15 protein-coding genes are annotated in these 17,850 nt (G+C 73.3%); 14 read left to right on the top strand and 1 reads right to left on the bottom strand.

Features of this window, described 5'->3' with window-relative positions; all coding sequences use genetic code 11:
• Positions 1-28: 28 nt before the first annotated feature.
• Positions 29-2,317, bottom strand: a complete 2,289-nt coding sequence (locus O145_RS03265; RefSeq protein WP_043559679.1) for an MMPL family transporter — start codon at positions 2,315-2,317, stop codon at positions 29-31.
• 131 nt (positions 2,318-2,448) lie between these two features.
• Between O145_RS03265 and O145_RS03260 the strand changes: the two genes are divergently transcribed.
• The 14 genes from O145_RS03260 (at position 2,449) to O145_RS03195 (ending at position 17,779) form a co-directional block, all read left to right on the top strand.
• Positions 2,449-3,855 (top strand): replication-associated recombination protein A, encoded by a 1,407-nt coding sequence (locus O145_RS03260; RefSeq protein WP_043559676.1) that lies wholly within the window; start codon positions 2,449-2,451, stop codon positions 3,853-3,855.
• On the top strand, positions 3,852-4,679 hold the full coding sequence (locus tag O145_RS03255; protein ID WP_043559673.1) for a sulfite exporter TauE/SafE family protein: 828 nt from the start codon (positions 3,852-3,854) through the stop codon (positions 4,677-4,679). The genes O145_RS03260 and O145_RS03255 overlap by 4 nt, the downstream gene beginning before the upstream one ends.
• A 181-nt stretch (positions 4,680-4,860) precedes the next feature.
• Positions 4,861-5,484, top strand: a complete 624-nt coding sequence (gene rpsD / locus O145_RS03250) for a 30S ribosomal protein S4 (protein WP_043559669.1) — start codon at positions 4,861-4,863, stop codon at positions 5,482-5,484.
• 202 nt (positions 5,485-5,686) lie between these two features.
• On the top strand, positions 5,687-8,398 hold the full coding sequence (gene alaS / locus O145_RS03245) for an alanine--tRNA ligase (RefSeq protein WP_043559665.1): 2,712 nt from the start codon (positions 5,687-5,689) through the stop codon (positions 8,396-8,398).
• Positions 8,399-8,410: 12 nt separating this feature from the next.
• Positions 8,411-8,884 (top strand): Holliday junction resolvase RuvX, encoded by a 474-nt coding sequence (gene ruvX / locus O145_RS03240; protein WP_043559662.1) that lies wholly within the window; start codon positions 8,411-8,413, stop codon positions 8,882-8,884.
• Positions 8,884-10,158, top strand: coding sequence for an endolytic transglycosylase MltG (gene mltG / locus O145_RS03235; RefSeq protein WP_052374598.1), 1,275 nt, complete (start codon positions 8,884-8,886; stop codon positions 10,156-10,158). Before ruvX ends, mltG begins: the two co-directional genes overlap by 1 nt.
• A gap of 5 nt (positions 10,159-10,163) precedes the next feature.
• Positions 10,164-11,093: a shikimate dehydrogenase gene (locus O145_RS03230; protein ID WP_043559785.1), complete on the top strand. Its 930-nt coding sequence runs from the start codon at positions 10,164-10,166 to the stop codon at positions 11,091-11,093.
• A 46-nt stretch (positions 11,094-11,139) separates the two neighbouring features.
• A complete protein-coding gene (gene aroC / locus O145_RS03225; protein WP_229118312.1) occupies positions 11,140-12,372 on the top strand; it encodes a chorismate synthase in 1,233 nt (410 codons plus the stop codon).
• Positions 12,372-14,246: a 3-dehydroquinate synthase gene (gene aroB, locus O145_RS03220; RefSeq protein WP_043559656.1), complete on the top strand. Its 1,875-nt coding sequence runs from the start codon at positions 12,372-12,374 to the stop codon at positions 14,244-14,246. Before aroC ends, aroB begins: the two co-directional genes overlap by 1 nt.
• Complete coding sequence (locus O145_RS03215; protein WP_052374596.1) at positions 14,243-14,794, top strand: shikimate kinase; 552 nt, start codon at positions 14,243-14,245, stop codon at positions 14,792-14,794. The genes aroB and O145_RS03215 overlap by 4 nt, the downstream gene beginning before the upstream one ends.
• A 73-nt stretch (positions 14,795-14,867) precedes the next feature.
• Positions 14,868-15,545: an FMN-binding negative transcriptional regulator gene (locus O145_RS03210; protein WP_043559653.1), complete on the top strand. Its 678-nt coding sequence runs from the start codon at positions 14,868-14,870 to the stop codon at positions 15,543-15,545.
• A gap of 137 nt (positions 15,546-15,682) precedes the next feature.
• On the top strand, positions 15,683-16,246 hold the full coding sequence (gene efp, locus O145_RS03205) for an elongation factor P (protein ID WP_043559650.1): 564 nt from the start codon (positions 15,683-15,685) through the stop codon (positions 16,244-16,246).
• A gap of 12 nt (positions 16,247-16,258) precedes the next feature.
• A complete protein-coding gene (gene nusB, locus O145_RS03200; protein WP_229118311.1) occupies positions 16,259-16,849 on the top strand; it encodes a transcription antitermination factor NusB in 591 nt (196 codons plus the stop codon).
• 63 nt (positions 16,850-16,912) lie between these two features.
• Positions 16,913-17,779 (top strand): NAD(P)H-binding protein, encoded by an 867-nt coding sequence (locus tag O145_RS03195; protein WP_043559644.1) that lies wholly within the window; start codon positions 16,913-16,915, stop codon positions 17,777-17,779.
• The last annotated feature ends 71 nt before the right edge of the window (positions 17,780-17,850 follow it).

The raw sequence follows: 17,850 nt of genomic DNA, 5'->3' as shown, positions 1-17,850 counted from the left end.
GGCAGCGCGCCGATCCAGAGCCGGCCGTCTATGCCAGGAACCGCTCCCGGGCGTCTCGCAGGAAGGCCGGCGCCCACCAGTTCCAGCGTCCGAGCAGATTCATGGTCGCGGGCACCAGGAGCAGGCGCACCACGGTGGCGTCCAGCGCCACCATGATCGCCAGGGCCAGGCCGACCTCCTTGACGATGAGCAGGTCGCCCGCCACGAAGCCGAGGAAGACGACCACCATGATGAGGGCCGCCGAGGTCACGATGCGCCCCGACCGCTGCAGGCCCTTCTCGACCGCGGTGTCGTTGTCGTCCCCGCCGTCCCAGTACTCCTTGATACGGGCCAGGATGAAGACCTCGTAGTCCATCGCCAGGCCGAACCCGACGCCGACGGCCGTCACCATCACGTAGGTCTCGACGCCGCCGATCGGGGTGAAGCCGAGCAGCCCGCTGAGGTGGCCGCCCTGGAACACCCACACCAGCACCCCCAGCGAGGCCGCCAGCGAGATCGTGTTGATGAGCAGGGCCTTGAACGGCACGAGCACGGACCCGGTCATGAGGAACAGGAGCACGAAGGACGCCAGCAGCAGGACGCCGACCACCTTCGGCAGCCCGTGGACGATGGCCTGCCGGAAGTCGTACTGGCTGGCCGCCTGGCCCGTGATCCAGGCGTCGGCCGGCGCGTCCAGGGCCTCGATGCCGGCGACGGCGCGCTCGGCGGTCACCGAGGACGCCTCGCCCTCCAGATCGAGATAGGCCACGGTGTACTTGCCGGCGATGGTCGGCTTGACCTGGACGACTCCGTCCACGTAGGCGACCTGGTCATTGATGTAGGAGGTGACCCGCTCGCCGGTGCCGTAGACGATGAGCGTGGCGTCATCCTCGACGGCCGCCGGGTAGTGCTCCCGCAGGGTCGTCAGGTACGTGCGCTGGTCGGAGTCGGGAGGCAGGAGCTCGGTGGTGGAGGTCAGCATGTGCGCCCCGCGCAGCGGCGAGGCGAGGACGACCAGCAGGGCGATGCAGGCGACCAGGACCACCCAGGGCATCCGGTGGACCTGGCGGGCGATCCAGGCGAAGGCCCCTGAACCGGCGTCGATGCTGCGTGCCGGCCGACGGCGGGCGACCAGCCTCAGGAGCCTCTGCGGCGCGGAGGGGCGCAGCAGACGGCGCCCCAGCAGCACCAGCAGGGCGGGCACCAGGGTCAGGGCCGCGGCGACGGCGATCAGGACGACCGCCATGCCCGCCACGCCGATGGACCACAGGACGGAGGTGCCCATGAGCACCAGGCCCATCAGCGCCACGGCCACCGTCAGCCCGGAGAACAGCACGGTGTGACCCGCCGTGGTCAGCGTCGTCGTCATGCACTCGGCGATGAGCGGGTCCCGCCGACCGGTGCGCCTGCGCCGCAGGCGCCCGTCCGCCGAGGACTCGATCTCGTCATCCAGGCCGCGGGCCAGCTCCTCGCGGTAGCGGGAGGTCAGCAGCAGCCCGTAGTCGATGGACAGGCCCAGGCCGATGACCGAGGTGATATTGACGACGAAGGACTGCAGGTCGGTGGCGAAGCTGAGCGCGTAGAGCACGCCCAGGGAGCCGGCGACCGAGGCCAGCGCGCCGAGCAGGGGCATGCCGGCGAGGAGGAACCCGCCGAAGACCACCACCATGACCAGCAGCGCCAGGGGCAGGGAGATGAGCTCCCCGCGGACCAGGTCCTTCTCGACCTGGTCGTTGACCGCCTGCGACATGAGCGTCTTGTCGGAGACCACGCCCGACGCCTGGGGGCTGATGTCGCGCAGGTCGTCGGGGACCGTCCTCAACCGGGCCTCGACCTTGCGCACGAGCTCGGCGACCTCCTCCGCGTAGGCCTTGTCGTCGGCGCTGGCGACCTTGTCCCCGTTGGGGTTGACGGTCACGATCATGAGGAAGCCGTCCAGGTCGGTGGATGCCAGGGCCTGGGCCGCGGGCTGGGAGAGCATGCCGGGGACGACGAAGGGGTCCAGGACGTTCTGCTCGCCGGCCAGCGCCCGCAGGTCGGCGTGCGCCTCGGTGAGCGCGGAGGAGACCTGCTTCTGGGCGTCGGCGCTGGAGATGTCGACGCCGGTGACCAGCAGGCTCACGGTCTGCGAGTCGCCGGCCAGGGTGCGCAGGATCTGCTCGCCCTCGGCGCTCTGAGTGCCCGAGACCGATGAGTCGCCCGCCTTGAGCCGGTCGAACAGCCCGGTCCCGCCCAGGCCGCTCAGCGAGACGGCGAGAAGTATGACGGCGAGCGCCGCCCATGTACCGACGACGTACCAGGCGTCCTTGACGACGCGACGGGAGAGCCAGACGAGCATGACGGCATTGTCGCAGACGGCCGGCCGCTCATCGCGCGGAGGGCCGTGTGGCGGTCGGCGACTCGCCGGCCGCCCGACCTTCAGCGCCCGGGAGGTGCTGCGAGCCTGCGTAAGGGTCTAGGGTCCCGGGCATGGACCTCTTCGAGTCAGCGAACACCGACGCCGCCGGCCTGCCGGTGGACGCCCGCGCGCCGCTGGCCGTGCGCATGCGCCCGCGCACCCTGGACGAGGTCGTCGGCCAGGACCATCTTCTCCCGCCGGGCTCGCCACTGCGCCGCCTGGTCGCCCCGCCCGCCGACCGGACCGGCGGCGCGGGAGTGTCCAGCGTCATCCTGTGGGGGCCGCCGGGCACCGGCAAGACGACCCTGGCCTACCTCGTCGCACGGGGGAGCGGGCGGAGGTTCGTCGAGCTGTCCGCGGTGAGCGCGGGCGTGAAGGACATCCGCCAGGTCGTGGCCGACGCCCGGCGCAGGCTGGCCGCCGGCGGCGAGGAGACCGTCCTGTTCGTCGACGAGGTCCACCGCTTCTCGCGCTCCCAGCAGGACGCCCTGCTGCCCGGCGTCGAGAACCGCTGGGTCACTCTTGTGGCCGCCACCACCGAGAACCCGAGCTTCTCCGTGGTCTCCCCGCTGCTGTCCCGGTCCCTGCTGCTGACCCTCCAGCCCCTGGACGCCGATGCGGTCCGCACGCTGGTGGACCGGGCGGTCGCCGACGGGCGGGGGCTGGGCGGCGCTCTCGCCGTCGACGACGACGCCCGCGAGCAGATTGTGCGCATGGCGGGCTCGGACGCCCGCAAGTCCCTGACCATCCTGGAGGCCGCGGCCGGCGCGGTCCTGGCGAAGAACCCGCAGGCCCGGCAGCCGCAGGACGACGCCGATCGGGACGACGGCGAGCCGGCCCCGCCGCGCGTGACCCTTAAGGACGTCGAGCGCGCCGCCGACGTCGTCGCCGTGCGCTACGACCGGGCGGGGGACCAGCACTACGACGTCGTCAGCGCCTTCATCAAGTCCATGCGCGGCTCCGACCCCGACGCCACCCTCCACTACCTGGCGCGGATGATCGCCGCCGGGGAGGACCCCCGCTACATCGCGCGGCGCATCACGATCCACGCGGCCGAGGACGTGGGCCTGGCCGACCCCGCCGTGCTGCCGACGGCGGTCGCCGCCCAGCAGGCCGTCGCCCTCATCGGCATGCCCGAGGCCCAGCTGGTCCTGGCAGAGGCGGCCCTGGCGGTGGCCACGGCGCCGAAGTCCAACGCGGTCACGGTCGGCATCGGGCGCGCCCTGGCGGACGTGCGCGCCGGCGCGGGCGGCGGCGTCCCCGCCCATCTGCGCGACGCCCACTACGCGGGTGCCGAGCGTCTGGGGCACGGGCGGGGCTACCTGTACCCGCACGACTTCCCCCACGGCGTGGTCGCCCAGCGCTATCTGCCCGACGAGCTGGCCGGGCGCCGCTACTACGAGCCGACCGGCAACGGCTTCGAGAAGCAGGTCGCCTCCCGACTGGCCGCCGTGCGCCGCATCCTGGACCAGCCGTGAGCGCGCCGGCGGCACCGGGGGCCGCCGTGCGCCGAGTGGTCCTGGTCCTGGCCACCGGCGTCGGCGCGGGCTTCCTGTCCGGCCTGTTCGGCGTCGGCGGGGGAGTAGTCATCGTCCCCGCGCTCATGGCCGTGCTCGGCATGGATCAGCGCAGGGCGGCGGCCACGTCCCTGGCCGCCATCGTGCTCACCGCCGTCGCCGGCTCGGTCTCCTACGGCGCGCGCGGGGAGATCTCCCCGGCTGCGGGGGGCCTGCTGGTGGTCGGCTCGCTCGTCGGCGCGCAGGCCGGCGTCCTGGCGCTGCGGCGCCTGCCCGAGCGGGTGCTGCCCTGGATCTTCGTCGGCTTCGCCGCCTCCGTGGGCGTCTCCATGCGGCTGCACACGCCCGTGCGCGAGGCGGCGCTGGCCCTCGACCCGCCGCGCTGCGCCGCCCTGATCGCAGTCGGAGCGGTCGCCGGGCTCCTGTCGGGGCTCGTCGGCGTGGGCGGGGGCAGCGTCATCGTACCCGGCCTCGAGCTGGTCGTCGGCGTGGGCGACCTCCTGGCCCGGGGCACCTCGCTGCTCGTCATGATCCCGACCGCCCTGACCGGGACATGGACCAGTCTCAGGCACGGCGTCGTGGACCTGAGGGCCGGGGCGATCGTCGGGCTCGGCGCGGCCCTCGCGGCCCCGGCCGGAGCCGCTGCGGCCGCCCGCATCAGCCCCACGACCGGAGCCGCCCTGTTCGACCTGTTCCTCCTCGGCGTCGTCGTCGCCGTGCTGCGCAAGGAGCGTGCGCGCCGGCGCGCACGGGCCGCGGCACCGAGCACGAGCGCCCCCGGCTGAGGATCGGATCACAGTCGAGCGCCGCGAGATGCGTTCCGAGTCGGCAGCCCGGTACAGTACCCGGGCTGCCGTCGCGCGCCTGTGCGCGGCGACGGTCCTGGGGTCCCGGCCCGTGCAGGCTGACCCCGCGCCGCGGACACCCGTTCGCGGCGTGCGATCCGATCCGACAGGAAGACGAACCATGAGCTCCTCCCGCTCCCGCCGCCAGGTGCGCCTGTCGCGCGCCCTCGGCATCCCGCTGACCCCCAAGGCCGTGCGCTACTTCGAGCGCCGCCCCTACGGCCCCGGCGAGCACGGCCGTGCCCGTCGTCGCGCCGAGTCCGACTACGCCGTGCGTCTGAAGGAGAAGCAGCGCCTGCGCGCCCAGTACGGCATCCGCGAGGCCCAGCTGCAGCGCGTCTTCCAGGAGGCCCGCCGGGAGAAGGGCCTGACGGGCGAGTCCCTGGTCGAGCTGCTCGAGATGCGTCTGGACGCCCTCGTCCTGCGCTCGGGCTTCGCCCGCACGATCGCCCAGGCCCGCCAGAACGTCGTCCACCGCCACATCCTGGTGGACGGGAGGGTCGTGGACCGTCCGTCCTTCCGCGTCAAGCCCGGCCAGATCATCCAGGTCCGCCCGCGCTCGCAGGTCATGACGCCCTTCCAGATCGCCGCCGCCGGCACCCACCGCGACGTCCTGCCGCCCGTGCCGGACTACCTCAAGGTCGAGCTGGAGAAGCTGTCCGCCACGCTCGTGCGTCGGCCCAAGCGCGATGAGGTCCCCGTGACCTGTGACGTCCAGATGGTCGTCGAGTACTACTCGCGCTGAGCCGACCACGAGCCGCCACCGAGCCGTGAGCGAGCGCCGATCCGGCGCTCGGGACGCCCCGGACCGCCCGCCGGTTCGGGGCGCCGCCGCATTCCGGGGTAGTCTCGCCCCGGTTCTCCCGTTCCGCTCCACCCCCGTGCCGGCCGGATGCGGCGGCCGCCCGACACACTGAAGAAACAGAAGAAATACTGCGAGGAACTCCATGCGCACCTCTGAGATCCGTACCCGCTGGCTCGACTACTTCGCCGCGAACGGTCACGAGATCCGTCCCTCCGTGCCCCTGGTCTCCCCGGAGCCCTCGATCCTGTTCACCGTGGCGGGCATGGTCCCGTTCATCCCCTACATCCTGGGCACCGAGCCCGCCCCGTGGCCCCGCGCCGCCAGCGTGCAGAAGTGCATCCGCACCAACGACATCGACAACGTCGGCAAGACCACCCGCCACGGCACGTTCTTCCAGATGAACGGCAACTTCTCCTTCGGCGACTACTTCAAGGAGGGGGCGATCGACTACGCCTGGAACCTGCTCACCGGCTCCAGGGACGACGGCGGCTACGGCCTGGACGGCGACCGGCTGTGGATGACGATCTGGGAGGAGGACCGGGTCTCCTTCGACCACTGGACCCGGGTCGTCGGCGTCCCGGCCGAGCGCGTCCAGAGGCTCCCGTTCGAGGAGATCTCCTGGTCCACGGGCCAGCCGGGCCCGGCCGGCTCCTGCTGCGAGATCCACTACGACCGCGGCCCCGCCTACGGCCCCGACGGCGGCCCGGAGGCCGACGCGCAGGGCGACCGCTTCCTGGAGATCTGGAACCTGGTCTTCGACGAGTTCGTCCGCGGTGAGGGCAAGGGCCACGACTTCGAGCTGGTGGGCAAGCTCGACCGCACGGCGATCGACACCGGCGCCGGCCTGGAGCGCCTCGCCTTCATCATGCAGGACAAGCCGAACATGTACGAGATCGACGAGGTCTACCCCGTCATCGCGGCCGTCCAGAAGATGTCCGGGCGGACCTACGGGCTCGGCGCGGCCGGCCCGCACGGGTCGGATAGCGCCCGCGGCGCCTACATGGACGACGTGCGCATGCGGGTCGTCGCCGACCACGTGCGCTCCTCGCTCATGCTCATCGGTGACGGCGTGCGCCCGGGCAACGACGGGCGCGGCTACGTGCTGCGCCGACTCATCCGCCGCGCCGTGCGCTCCATGCGCCTGCTGGGCGTGGACTCCGCCTCCCTGCCGACCCTGCTGACCGCCTCGAAGGACGCCATGAAGGCCTCCTACCCCGAGCTGGAGGCGGGCTGGTCGACCATCTCCGAGGTCGCCTACGCCGAGGAGGACGCCTTCCGCCGCACCCTGGCCGCGGGCACCACCATCCTGGACACGGCGGTGGCCGACGCCAAGAGCCGGCCCGGCCGGCCGGTCCTGGCCGGCGACCGCGCCTTCGCCCTGCACGACACCTACGGGTTCCCGATCGACCTGACCCTGGAGATGGCCGCCGAGCAGGGCGTCGAGGTCGATGAGGACGGCTTCCGCGTCCTCATGGAGCGGCAGAGGGAGCGCGCCCGGGCCGATTCCCGCGCCAAGAAGACCGGGCTGACCGACGTGCGCGCCTTCCACGAGATCCAGAAGGCCATGGGCGGCCCGTCGACCTTCCTGGGCTACACCGACTCGGCGGCCGACGCCGTGGTCACCGGTCTGCTCGTCGACGGCGCGCCCGCGCCCGTGGCCACCGCCCCCGCCGAGGTCGAGATCGTCCTGGACCGCACCCCGTTCTACGCCGAGATGGGCGGCCAGCTCGCCGACCACGGCACCATTCGCCTGGCCGACGGCGGCGTCATCGAGGTCCGCGACGTCCAGGCCCCCGTCCGCGGCCTGTCCGTCCACCGCGGGACCCTCACCGAGGGCACCGCGGCACTCGGCGAGCACGCCTACGCCGAGATCGACGCCGTCCGCCGCCTGGCCATCGCCCGGGCCCACACCTCCACCCACATGGTCTACGCCGGCCTGCGCCGGGTGGTGGCCCCGGACGCCCCCCAGGCCGGATCCGAGAACTCGCCCGCCCGCCTGCGCTTCGACTTCCGCCACCCCTCAGCGGTCAGCGGCGCCCAGATGGACGACATCGAGTCCCTCGTCAACGACAAGGTCGCCGAGGACCTCGTGGTGACCACCGAGGTGATGCCGCTGGAGGAGGCGCGCCGCCAGGGCGCCATCGCCCTGTTCGGCGAGAAGTACGGCAAGGACGTGCGCGTGGTCACCATCGGGGAGAACTTCGACAAGGAGCTGTGCGGCGGCACCCACGTGCCCTCCACCGGGCACATCGGCCGGATCGCGCTGCTCTCCGAGGGCTCCATCGGCTCGGGCGTGCGGCGCATCGACGCCCTGGTGGCCGACTCGGCCTACCACTTCCAGCACAAGGAGCACGCGCTGGTCTCCCAGCTCTCCGCCCTGGTGGGAGGCCGGCCCGAGGAGCTGCCGGGTCGCGTGGAGTCGCTCATGAGCCGCCTGAAGGAGGCGGAGAAGAAGCTCGCCGCCGCCCGGCAGGCCGCGCTGGCCTCGCGCGCGGGCGAGCTGGCGGCCTCGGCCGCTCGCAGAGGCGGCTACCTCCTGGTGGCCGCCGACGTCGGCGCCGTCGGCTCGGCCGACGCGCTGCGCGCCCTCGCCCTGGACGTGCGCGGCCGGCTGCCCGGCTCCGAGGCCGCCGTCATCGCCGTGGCGGGCACGGCCGGAGAGCGCCCCCTCGTGGTGGTCGCCACCAATGCCGCCGCCCGGAGCGCCGGGGCCAGGGCGGGTGCGCTCGTGCGCGCCGCGGCCGCCGTTCTCGGCGGCGGCGGCGGCGGGAAGGACGACGTCGCCCAGGGCGGCGGGCAGGACGCCCGCAGGATCGCCGCCGCCCTGGAGGCCCTCGCGGGCGAGCTCGCCTGAGACCGAGGCGACGTGCGTCCTGGAGTTCGGCTGGCCTTCGACGTCGGCAGAGTGCGAATCGGCGTCGCCCGGTGCGACGAGCAGGCGATTCTCTCGGTACCGGTGACGACACTCAAGCGTGACCGTTTCGGCGCCGACCTTGAGGAGGCTGCCGACCTGATCGAGGAGTACCATGCCATGGAGGCGGTTGTCGGTCTGCCGCGTCGCATGGATGGTGGCTCATCGACTTCCACCGAGGACGCCCGTCGGTGGGCGCGAGGGCTGGCCCAGCTTGTGACGCCGACGAGCGTGCGCCTGGTGGACGAGCGCTTGTCCACCGTGACGGCCCACCGGGAGCTTCACGAATCCGGTCGAACGGAGGCGAGCTTTCGGAAGGTCGTTGATCAAGCGGCGGCCGTGGTTATCCTCGACCAGGCCCTTGATACAGAGCGAACGACGAACGCCCCGGCGGGCGAGCTCGTCCCCCCGACTCGGAGAGACAGATAGTGAGCCAGGACGACGACTTCTTCACCCAATTGGGTATTGAGCCGCGTGAGCCCAAGCGGATCACGGGGCGTCGCCTGGATGCGGCACGCGCCCGGCGCCGGGAGGAGCGGGCCCGGCGCCGCAGGAAGCGCAAGCGCCGGCTGATCACCGCCCTGGTCCTGGTGCTCGTCCTCTCGGCCGTCGGCGGTGTGGGCTGGGCGGCCTACAAGCACACCGGAATCGAGAACTTCGTGACCGCTCCCAAGGACTACGAGGGCGCCGGCGAGGACGAGGTGACGGTCACCATTCCCGACGGCGCCGTGGGCAAGGACATCGCCCAGATCCTCGTGGACGCCGACGTCGTGGCGACGGCCAGGGCCTTCCTGGAGGCCTACGACGACAACGCCAACGCGATCAACATCCAGCCGGGCACCTACACGCTGCGCCACCACATGTCGGGGGCCAATGCCGTCGCCCTGCTGCTCGACCCGACGTCGAAGTCCGACCACACGCTCACCGTCGCCGAGGGCGCCACGAAGGCCCAGGTCAAGGACCGCCTCATAAGCGTGGGCCACTACACCGAGGCGCAGGTGGACGAGGCCTTCAAGGCCAAGGACGCCATCGGGCTGCCCGATGTCGCCGGCGGCGAGGTCGAGGGATGGCTCGCGCCCGGCACCTACGACATCGAGGGAGGCGCGTCCGTGACGGATGTCGTCGCCTCGATGGTGTCCACCACGGTCAGCCGGCTGCAGGATCTGGGCGTGTCGAAGGCCGACTACCAGGCCGTGCTGATCAAGGCCTCGATCGTGGAGCGCGAGGGCACCTCGGAGTACTACTCGAAGATCGCCCGAGTCATTGAGAACCGCCTGAAGGACACCGACGGGCCGACCCGGGGCCTGCTCCAGATGGACTCCACCGTCCTGTACGGCGTGGGGCGCTCGGGAGGGATCCCGACGGCCGATCAGCTCGCCGACGGCAACAACCCCTACAACACCTACATCCACGCGGGCCTGCCTCCGACTCCGATCGGCAGCCCGGGCGAGGAGACCATCAAGGCGGTCATCAGCCCCGAGCGGGGCGACTGGCTGTACTTCGTCACGGTCAATCTCGACACCGGGGAGACGCTCTTCGCCACCACCAACGAGGAGCAGGACGAGAACAAGAAGAAGTTCGACGCCTACTGCGAGGAGCATCCCGACAAGTGCTACGGCTCCAGCGCGACCGCCAGCCCCAGCGCGACCGCCAGCCCCGGCGCCGGCTCCAGCCCCGGCCCGACGCCCACGGCGGGGGGCTGAGTCCCATGGGAGCCCCTGGGGCCGGCGGTGCGGCGCACCGGGCGGCCGTCATCGGTCGGCCTGTCGCCCACTCCCTGTCCCCGGTGCTGCACGCGGCCGCCTACCGCAGCCTCGGCCTGGAGGACTGGAGGTACGAGGTCCGGGAGGTCTCTCCGGCGCGCCTGCGCGGGATGCTGGCCGAGGTCGCCGCTGCGAGCGCCGCGGGACCGGTCTGGGCCGGCCTGAGCGTGACCATGCCGCACAAGCAGACCGTGCTTCCCCTGCTCGACGCAGTCGACCCGCTGGCCGCTGTTGTCGGAGCGGCGAACACCGTCGTCGCCCAGCGCGCGGGGAGGGGCCGCGCGCTCCTGGCGGGCTTCAACACCGACGTCGCCGGGATCGTCGGCGCTCTGCGCGAGGCCGCCCCGGCGGGCCGCCACGACGGCGCGCGGGCCGTGGTGCTCGGCTCGGGGGCCACCGCCTGCTCGGCCCTGGCGGCCCTGGCCGAGCTCGGCGCCACCGACATCGTCGTGGCCGCCCGCCGGCACGCGGGCGCCGGACGCGCTGCGGCCGCGGCGCACCGCATGGGCCTGTCCGTCACCGCCCTGCCCTGGCGTCCGGGCGACGCCGTCTCCGACGGCTCTGTGGCCGACCTTCTCGCCCACGCCGACCTGGTCGTCTCGACGCTGCCCGCGGGCGCCGCCGACGCGCTCGCCGCGCCAATGGCGGCGGCCCTGGAGCGCCGGGGGAGGACGCGGGCCGTCATGCTCGACGTCGTCTACGCGCCGTGGCCCACCCCGCTGGCCGCCGCGTGGACGGCCGCCGGAGGCTGCGCGGTGCCCGGCCGGCTCATGCTGCTGTATCAGGCCGTCCCGCAGGTCACTCTCATGACCGGGCGGACCCCGCCGGTCGGGCCCATGCGGGAGGCTCTCGAGGCCGCCGTGGCCGCCCGCTGAGGAGGCCGGGCCTGCGGAAGCGACATCGTGTGGGATGATCGTCCTCATGCTTCGATGGATGACTGCCGGCGAGTCTCACGGCGAGGCCCTCACCGCGCTGCTCGAGGGCGTTCCGGCCGGCGTGGAGATCACCGGTGAGCAGATCGCCCGGGCGCTGGAGCGCCGCCGGCTCGGCCACGGGCGGGGCGCGCGCCAGGCCTTCGAGCAGGACCGCCTGGCGGTCCTCGGCGGCATCCGCCACGGACGCACCATCGGCAGCCCCATCGCCCTGCAGATCGGCAACTCCGAGTGGCCCAAGTGGTCCACCGTCATGAGCGCCGACCCGGTCGACCCCGCCGCGCTCCTGCGCGACGCCGGCGCCGGGGACGAGCGCGAGATCGCCCGCAACCGGCCCCTGACCCGGCCGCGTCCCGGTCACGCCGACCTGCCCGGCCTGCTCAAGTACGACCTCGCCGACGCCCGGCCGGTCCTGGAGCGGGCCTCCGCCCGCGAGACCGCCGCCCGGGTCGCCCTCGGAGCCGTGGCGGCCGCAGTGATCGAGCAGGTCGCCGGCATCCGCCTGGTCAGCCACGTCGTGCGTGTCGGCTCGGTGTCGCTGCCCGACGACGCGCCCCGCCCCACTGCCGACGACGAGCAGCGCCTGACCGCCGATCCGGTGCGCTGCGCCGACCCGGCCGTCTCGGCGGCCATGGTGGCCGAGATCGACGCCGCCGGGAAGGACGGCGACACGCTCGGCGGCGTGGTCGAGGTCATCGCCGCGGGCGTGCCCATCGGGCTGGGGGCGCACGTCCAGGCCGACCGGCGCCTCGACGCCCGCCTGGCGGCGGCGCTCATGGGCATCCAGGCGGTCAAGGGGGTCGAGGTCGGCGACGGCTTCGCCGGGGCCGCACGGCGCGGCAGCCGGGCGCATGACGAGATCCTGAGCCTTGAGGCGGGGCACGTGGTGCGCGCGACGAACCGGGCCGGCGGCATCGAGGGGGGCATGTCCAACGGCGCCCGGATCCGGGTGCGCGCCGCCTACAAGCCGATCTCCACCGTCCCCAGGTCGCTGCGCACCGTGGACATGGCCACCGGCGAGACGGCCGGCGGGCTGCACCAGCGCTCGGACACCACGGCCGTCGTGCCCGGTGCCGTGATCGCGGAGGCCATGGTCGCGCTCGTCCTGGCGGACGCGCTGCTGACCAAGACCGGTGGGGACAGCGCGGCGGAGGCCAGGCGCAACCTTCAGGGCTACCTCGCCCGTATCGCCGAGCGCACTCAATGGCAAGGAGAAGAGTGATGAGCCGTCGTCCCGTCCCTCACGTCGCACTCGCACCGGAGCACCTTCCGCTGGTCCTGGTGGGGCTGCCCGGAGCCGGCAAGACCACGGTGGCGCGCCTGCTCGCCACGGCCCTCGGGCTGCAGGTCACCGACACCGACGCCGAGATCCGTCGGCGCGCCCGTATGACCATCCCGGAGATCTTCGCCGCGGAGGGGGAGGAGGGATTCCGGACGCGGGAGACGCGCGCCCTGCGCGCGGTGCTCGACTCGCCGGCGCCCGCCCAGGGCGTGGTGGCGCTGGGCGGGGGCGCCATTCTGCGGGAGCAGAACCGTGCCCTGCTGCGCGGCCGCACGGTCGTGCACCTGGCCGCCTCCCCCGAGACGGCCGCCGCGCACGTCGGCGACGGGACGGGCCGGCCGCTGGTGGCGCCCGAGGCGGACTCCGACACCGCCGAGGGCGCGCTGCGCGCCGCGCAGGGGGCGGCGCACACGGGCCCCCACGACAGGTACGGCGCGGTCCTGGCGCGGATGGAGGCCCTCCACGTCCAGCGCGCGCCCCTGTACGCCGAGGTCGCCACGCTGACTGTCCCCGCGGACGGCCTGACCCCCCAGCAGGTGGCCGCGCTCATCCTGGTGGGCCTGGGAGCCCAGGCCCCCAGCACCGCGCGGGCGCTGGCGGACCTGACGGCCCCCGCCACGAGCACGCGTCCGCGCAGGCCGAGCGAGACCGGTGCCGGCGTGCTCGTGCCGCCGTCCCGGTCCCTGCGAGCCGGGGACGACGGACGACTGCGCCTGACGGTGCTCGGTGCGCGGCCCTACGAGGTCGTTGTCGGGCAGGACCTGGCAGTCGATGTGGTGCGCGGCGTCGCCGGGGCGCCCGGCGGGGGCACCGGAGGAGTGGCGCTCGTCCACATCCCCGAGCTGGAGACTCGCGCCGGTCGGTACGAGGACGGGCTGCGCGCCGCCGGACTGAGGGTCGAGCGGATCACCGTTCCGGGCGGTGAGACCTCCAAGTCCAGCACCGTCCTGAACACGCTGTGGGAGCAGCTGGGTCGGATGCGCATGGGACGCGACGGCTGCGTCGTCGCCGTGGGTGGGGGCGCGACGACCGACCTGGTCGGCTTCGCCGCGGCGACCTGGCTGCGGGGCGTGCCGGTCGTCCACGTCCCCACGACCCTCCTGGCCATGGTCGATGCGGCCGTGGGCGGGAAGAGCGGCATCGACACCGCGGCGGGCAAGAACCTGGTCGGCGCCTTCCACCCGCCGGCGGCCGTCGTGTGCGACCTGACCGTTCTCGAGGCGCTCCCCCTCAAGGAGCTGCGGGCGGGGCTGGGCGAGGTCGTCAAGTGCGGGTTCATCGCCGACCCGGTCATCCTGGACCGCGTGATGACCGATCCCGCCGACATCATCCGGTGGGACTCGCCCGCGCTCGCCGAGCTCGTCGCGCGCTCCGTGGCCGTCAAGGCCGCCGTGGTCGGCAAGGACCTCACTGAGGCGGGACCGCGGGAGATCCTGAACTACGGGCACACCTACGCCCATGCTGTGGAGGCCGCCACCGGTTACCACTGGCGCCACGGGGAGGCAGTCGCCGTCGGCTGCATCTTCGCCGCCGAGGTCGCCCACCGCATGGGCCGCCTGAGCGGCGATGTCCTGGCCCTGCACCGTCAGGCGTTCCGCGCGGCCGGGCTGCCGGTGTCCTTCCCGGAGGGCGCCGGGCGCTTCGAGGAGCTCGTGGAGGACATGCACTCGGACAAGAAGGTGCGCGCCGGGGCGATCCGCATGGTCCTTCTCGACGACGTCGCCCGCCCCGCCCGCGGCATCACCCCCGACACCGCGGTGCTGCGCGAGGCCCATGAGGCGGTGACCGGGACGGAGGCGGGGACCGAGGCGTGAACGGCGCGAGCGGGGGCGAGCCCCGGCCGGTCGGCTCAGTCGTCCTCATCGGTCCGCCGGGAGCCGGCTGCACCGCTGTCGGGCGCGCCCTGGCGGACCTGTGGGGCGTGCCCGTGTCGGATCTGGCCGGCACGGTCGCTCGGGCCCTGGGCACCCGTCCGGAGCTGGCCCTCGTGGCGGTCCCCGAGACCCGCTACCGGTCGGTCGAGGCGACGACGGCGCTCGACCTGCTCGCCGCGGCCGGGCGCCGTCGGCGCGTGGTGGCGCTCGGCTCGGGCGCCCTGGCCGACGAGCGCGTCCGGCGGGCCCTGGGCGCCGTGGACGAGTCCGGCGGCCGCGTCATCGCCCTGACGGCGAGCACGCGCCGCCTGGCCTCCCGCAACGGCCTGGACGCGCCGCGGTCGATGGCGCTGGGCAACGTCCATCACGAGTTCGTCCGGATGCTGCGCGCCCGCCAGGCCCTGTGCCGCGAGCTCGCGCGCGCTGAGGTCGACACCACCGCGGCAACGCCGGAGGAGGTCGCTGCCGTGATCGCCGCGGGCCGCTGAGCCGCGACCCCGCGGGCCCGCGGCCTCGCCGGCGTGCCGCACGGGCGGCCGGCGCGCGGGTTAGGCTCTCCGCATGTACGTCCCGCGTCACTTCTCGCTGCCCGAGGACTATGTGCGCACGCTCCTGGCACGCCCCGGGATCGGCAACCTCGTGACCGTCATCTCCTCCGGCCCCGAGGCCACCATGGTGCCCTTCTACCTCGATGAGGAGAAGAACGCCCTGGTCACCCACCTGGTGAAGAACAACCCCCAGGCCGCCGAACCGGCTGACGGGCCGGGACTCGTCATCCTGGACGACGTCGACGCCTACGTCCCCCCGCACTGGTACGCGACCAACGCGGTCAAGGCGAACGTCCCCACGTGGGACTACATCACGGTCCACGTGCGGGGCGCCGTGCGCATCGACCCCAGCCCCGAGGCGGCCCTGGCCGCGGCCTGCCGGCTCACCGAGATGATGGAGACCGACGACGTGCTGACGCCGGTCGGCGGGGACCAGCTTCGCCGCATGGCCCGCGCCATCGTCGCCGTCGAGGTTGGCCTGGACGAGGTGCGGGGAAAGGCCAAGATGAGCCAGAACCGGCACCCCGACGACATCCGCGGCCTGGCGGACGAGTTCGAGCGGCACGGGGAGCCGCGGATGGCGGAGTTCCTCCGGACCGTCTCGCTGCCCTACGCCGAGCGGCGCTTCTCCACGCTGGCCCGTCTGCGCGAGGCCAGGTCCCCCGGCGGGGACGTGCGCGGCTTCCACTGACGCGCACGGGCCGTGACCGGCTTCGCAGGAGCGCGCCGCAGGAGCGGCCGGCGACCGCGGTAGACTCGCGGCGTCTCAGTGCTCACGACGCTCTCAACGCGCACCGCACAAGTCCCCCGACAGTGAGGAATCCACTCGTGGCAACGACGAACGACCTGAAGAACGGCCTGGTGCTCAACCTCGAGGGCCAGCTGTGGCAGGTGGTCGAGTTCCAGCACGTCAAGCCGGGCAAGGGCCCGGCCTTCGTGCGCACCAAGATCAAGAACGTCCTGTCCGGCAAGACCGTCGACAGGACCTTCAACGCCGGCCTCAAGGTCGACACCGCCACCGTCGACCGTCGCGACATGCAGTACTCCTACAGGGACGGGGAGGACTTCGTCTTCATGGACGTCAAGACCTACGAGCAGACCTATGTGGCGGCCGAGACGGTCGGCGACGCCGCCGACCTCATGCTCGAGGGCCAGGACGTCATCGTCGCATTCCATGAGAGCAGCGTCCTGTTCGTCGAGCTGCCCGCCGCCGTCGTCCTGACGATCTCCCACACCGAGCCGGGCCTGCAGGGCGACCGCTCCTCGGCCGGCACCAAGCCCGCCACGCTGGAGACCGGCGCCGAGATCCAGGTCCCGCTGTTCCTCAACATCGGAGACAGGGTGAAGGTGGACACCCGGTCGCGCTCCTACATCAGCCGGGTCACCGACTGAGTGCCGATGGCCATGGCTGACGACACCGGCGGCGTCGAGCGAGGCGGCCCCGACGGCGCTGTCAGCGCCGCCAGTAGGGCCGCCGGGATCCCCCGTCCGAGAAGAGCGGGCAAGCACCCCGTCACGGCCCGGACCAAGGCCCGTCGCCGCGCCGTCGAGATCCTCTTCGAGGCCGACCAGCGCGGCCTGCTGCGCGCCCTCGGGCCCGACGCCGACGCTCCGGAGGCGGCCGCCACCGGCGAGTGCGGGGCGGCCGGGCGCCTGCGCGAGTTCGCGGCCGAGCGCGCCGTGCACTCCGCCAACCACACTGAGGCGCCCGCCTACACCCGGCAGATCCTCTCCGGGGTGGCCGACCACCTGACGGAGGTCGATGAGACCATCGAGACCTACGCCCAGGGCTGGGCGCTCGCCCGCATGCCGGCCGTCGACCGCGCGATCGCCCGGGTCGCCACGTGGGAGATCGTGTGGAACGACGACGTCGACCCCCCTGTTGCCGTTGACGAGGCCATGACGCTGGGACGCATGCTGTCGACCGACGACTCCCCGCGCTTCCTGAACGGCCTGCTCGGCCGCATCGGGGACCTCGCCGACACCCTGCGCTGAGCACCGCGCCGGGACCGGCCCGGTTCCTGACGCGCCACCGTCCTCGAAAGGAGCGCATACACCATGAGCCCGCATCAGCATGATCCGTCATCGACCTCATCACCCCTGGTCGCGGTGACCGGCGCCACGGGGAGGATCGGCGGCGCGGTCGCCGCGCAGCTGCGGGCCGGAGGACTGGCCCCCCGGCTCGTGGTGCGCAACGCCTCCCGCGCTCCGGAGTGGGCCGACGACGTCGCCGTCGCGAGATATGGCGACCGGCGGGCCGCCACCGCCGCCCTGACAGGCGTCGACATCCTCCTCATGGTCTCCGCCTCCGAGTCCGCCGACCGGCTGACCCAGCACAGGACCTTCATCGACGCCGCCGCGGCCGCCGGGGTGCGTCACATCGTCTACACGAGCTTCCTTAGCGCCGCGCCGGACGCCGTCTTCACCCTGGCGCGGACCCACTGGGCCACCGAGGAGCATCTGCGCGCCTCGGGAATGGGCCTGACCGTTCTGCGCGACTCCTTCTACGCCGACTTCCTCCCCGACCTGGCCGTCGACGGCGTCATCGCCGGGCCCGCCGGGACGGGGCGCGTGGGCGCGGTCGCCCGGGCCGCCGCCGCCGTCATCCGCGGCCTCGCCGCCGGGGACCGCCGGCACGACGGCGCCGTCTACGAGCTCACCGGTCCCGAGGCCCTCACGCTGGCCGAGGCTGCCGCCGTCATCGCCAGGGCCACCGGGCGGCCCACCGTCTACCGTGAGCAGACCCTTGAGGAGGCCTACGCCTCCCGCTCGGTCTACGGCGCCCCCGACTGGGAGGTCGACGCCTGGGTGTCCACCTACACCGCTATCGCCTCCGGCGCTCTCGACCGTGTGACGGACGACGTCGAGCGCCTCACCGGACGCCGTCCGCTCAGCCTGGCGCAGCTGCTCGCCGATCACCGCTGATCGGCGGCCGTCCGGAGGCGGGCGCTCCCCATCGCGGGGCAGCGTTTAGGCTGTACCCGTCACTGCCGCCC

The organism is Actinomyces israelii DSM 43320, from assembly GCF_000711965.1.
GTDB classification, from domain to species: Bacteria; Actinomycetota; Actinomycetes; order Actinomycetales; family Actinomycetaceae; genus Actinomyces; species Actinomyces israelii.
Note: the sequence above shows the minus strand (reverse complement) of the source record. Positions and strands in the feature narration are given on the sequence as shown.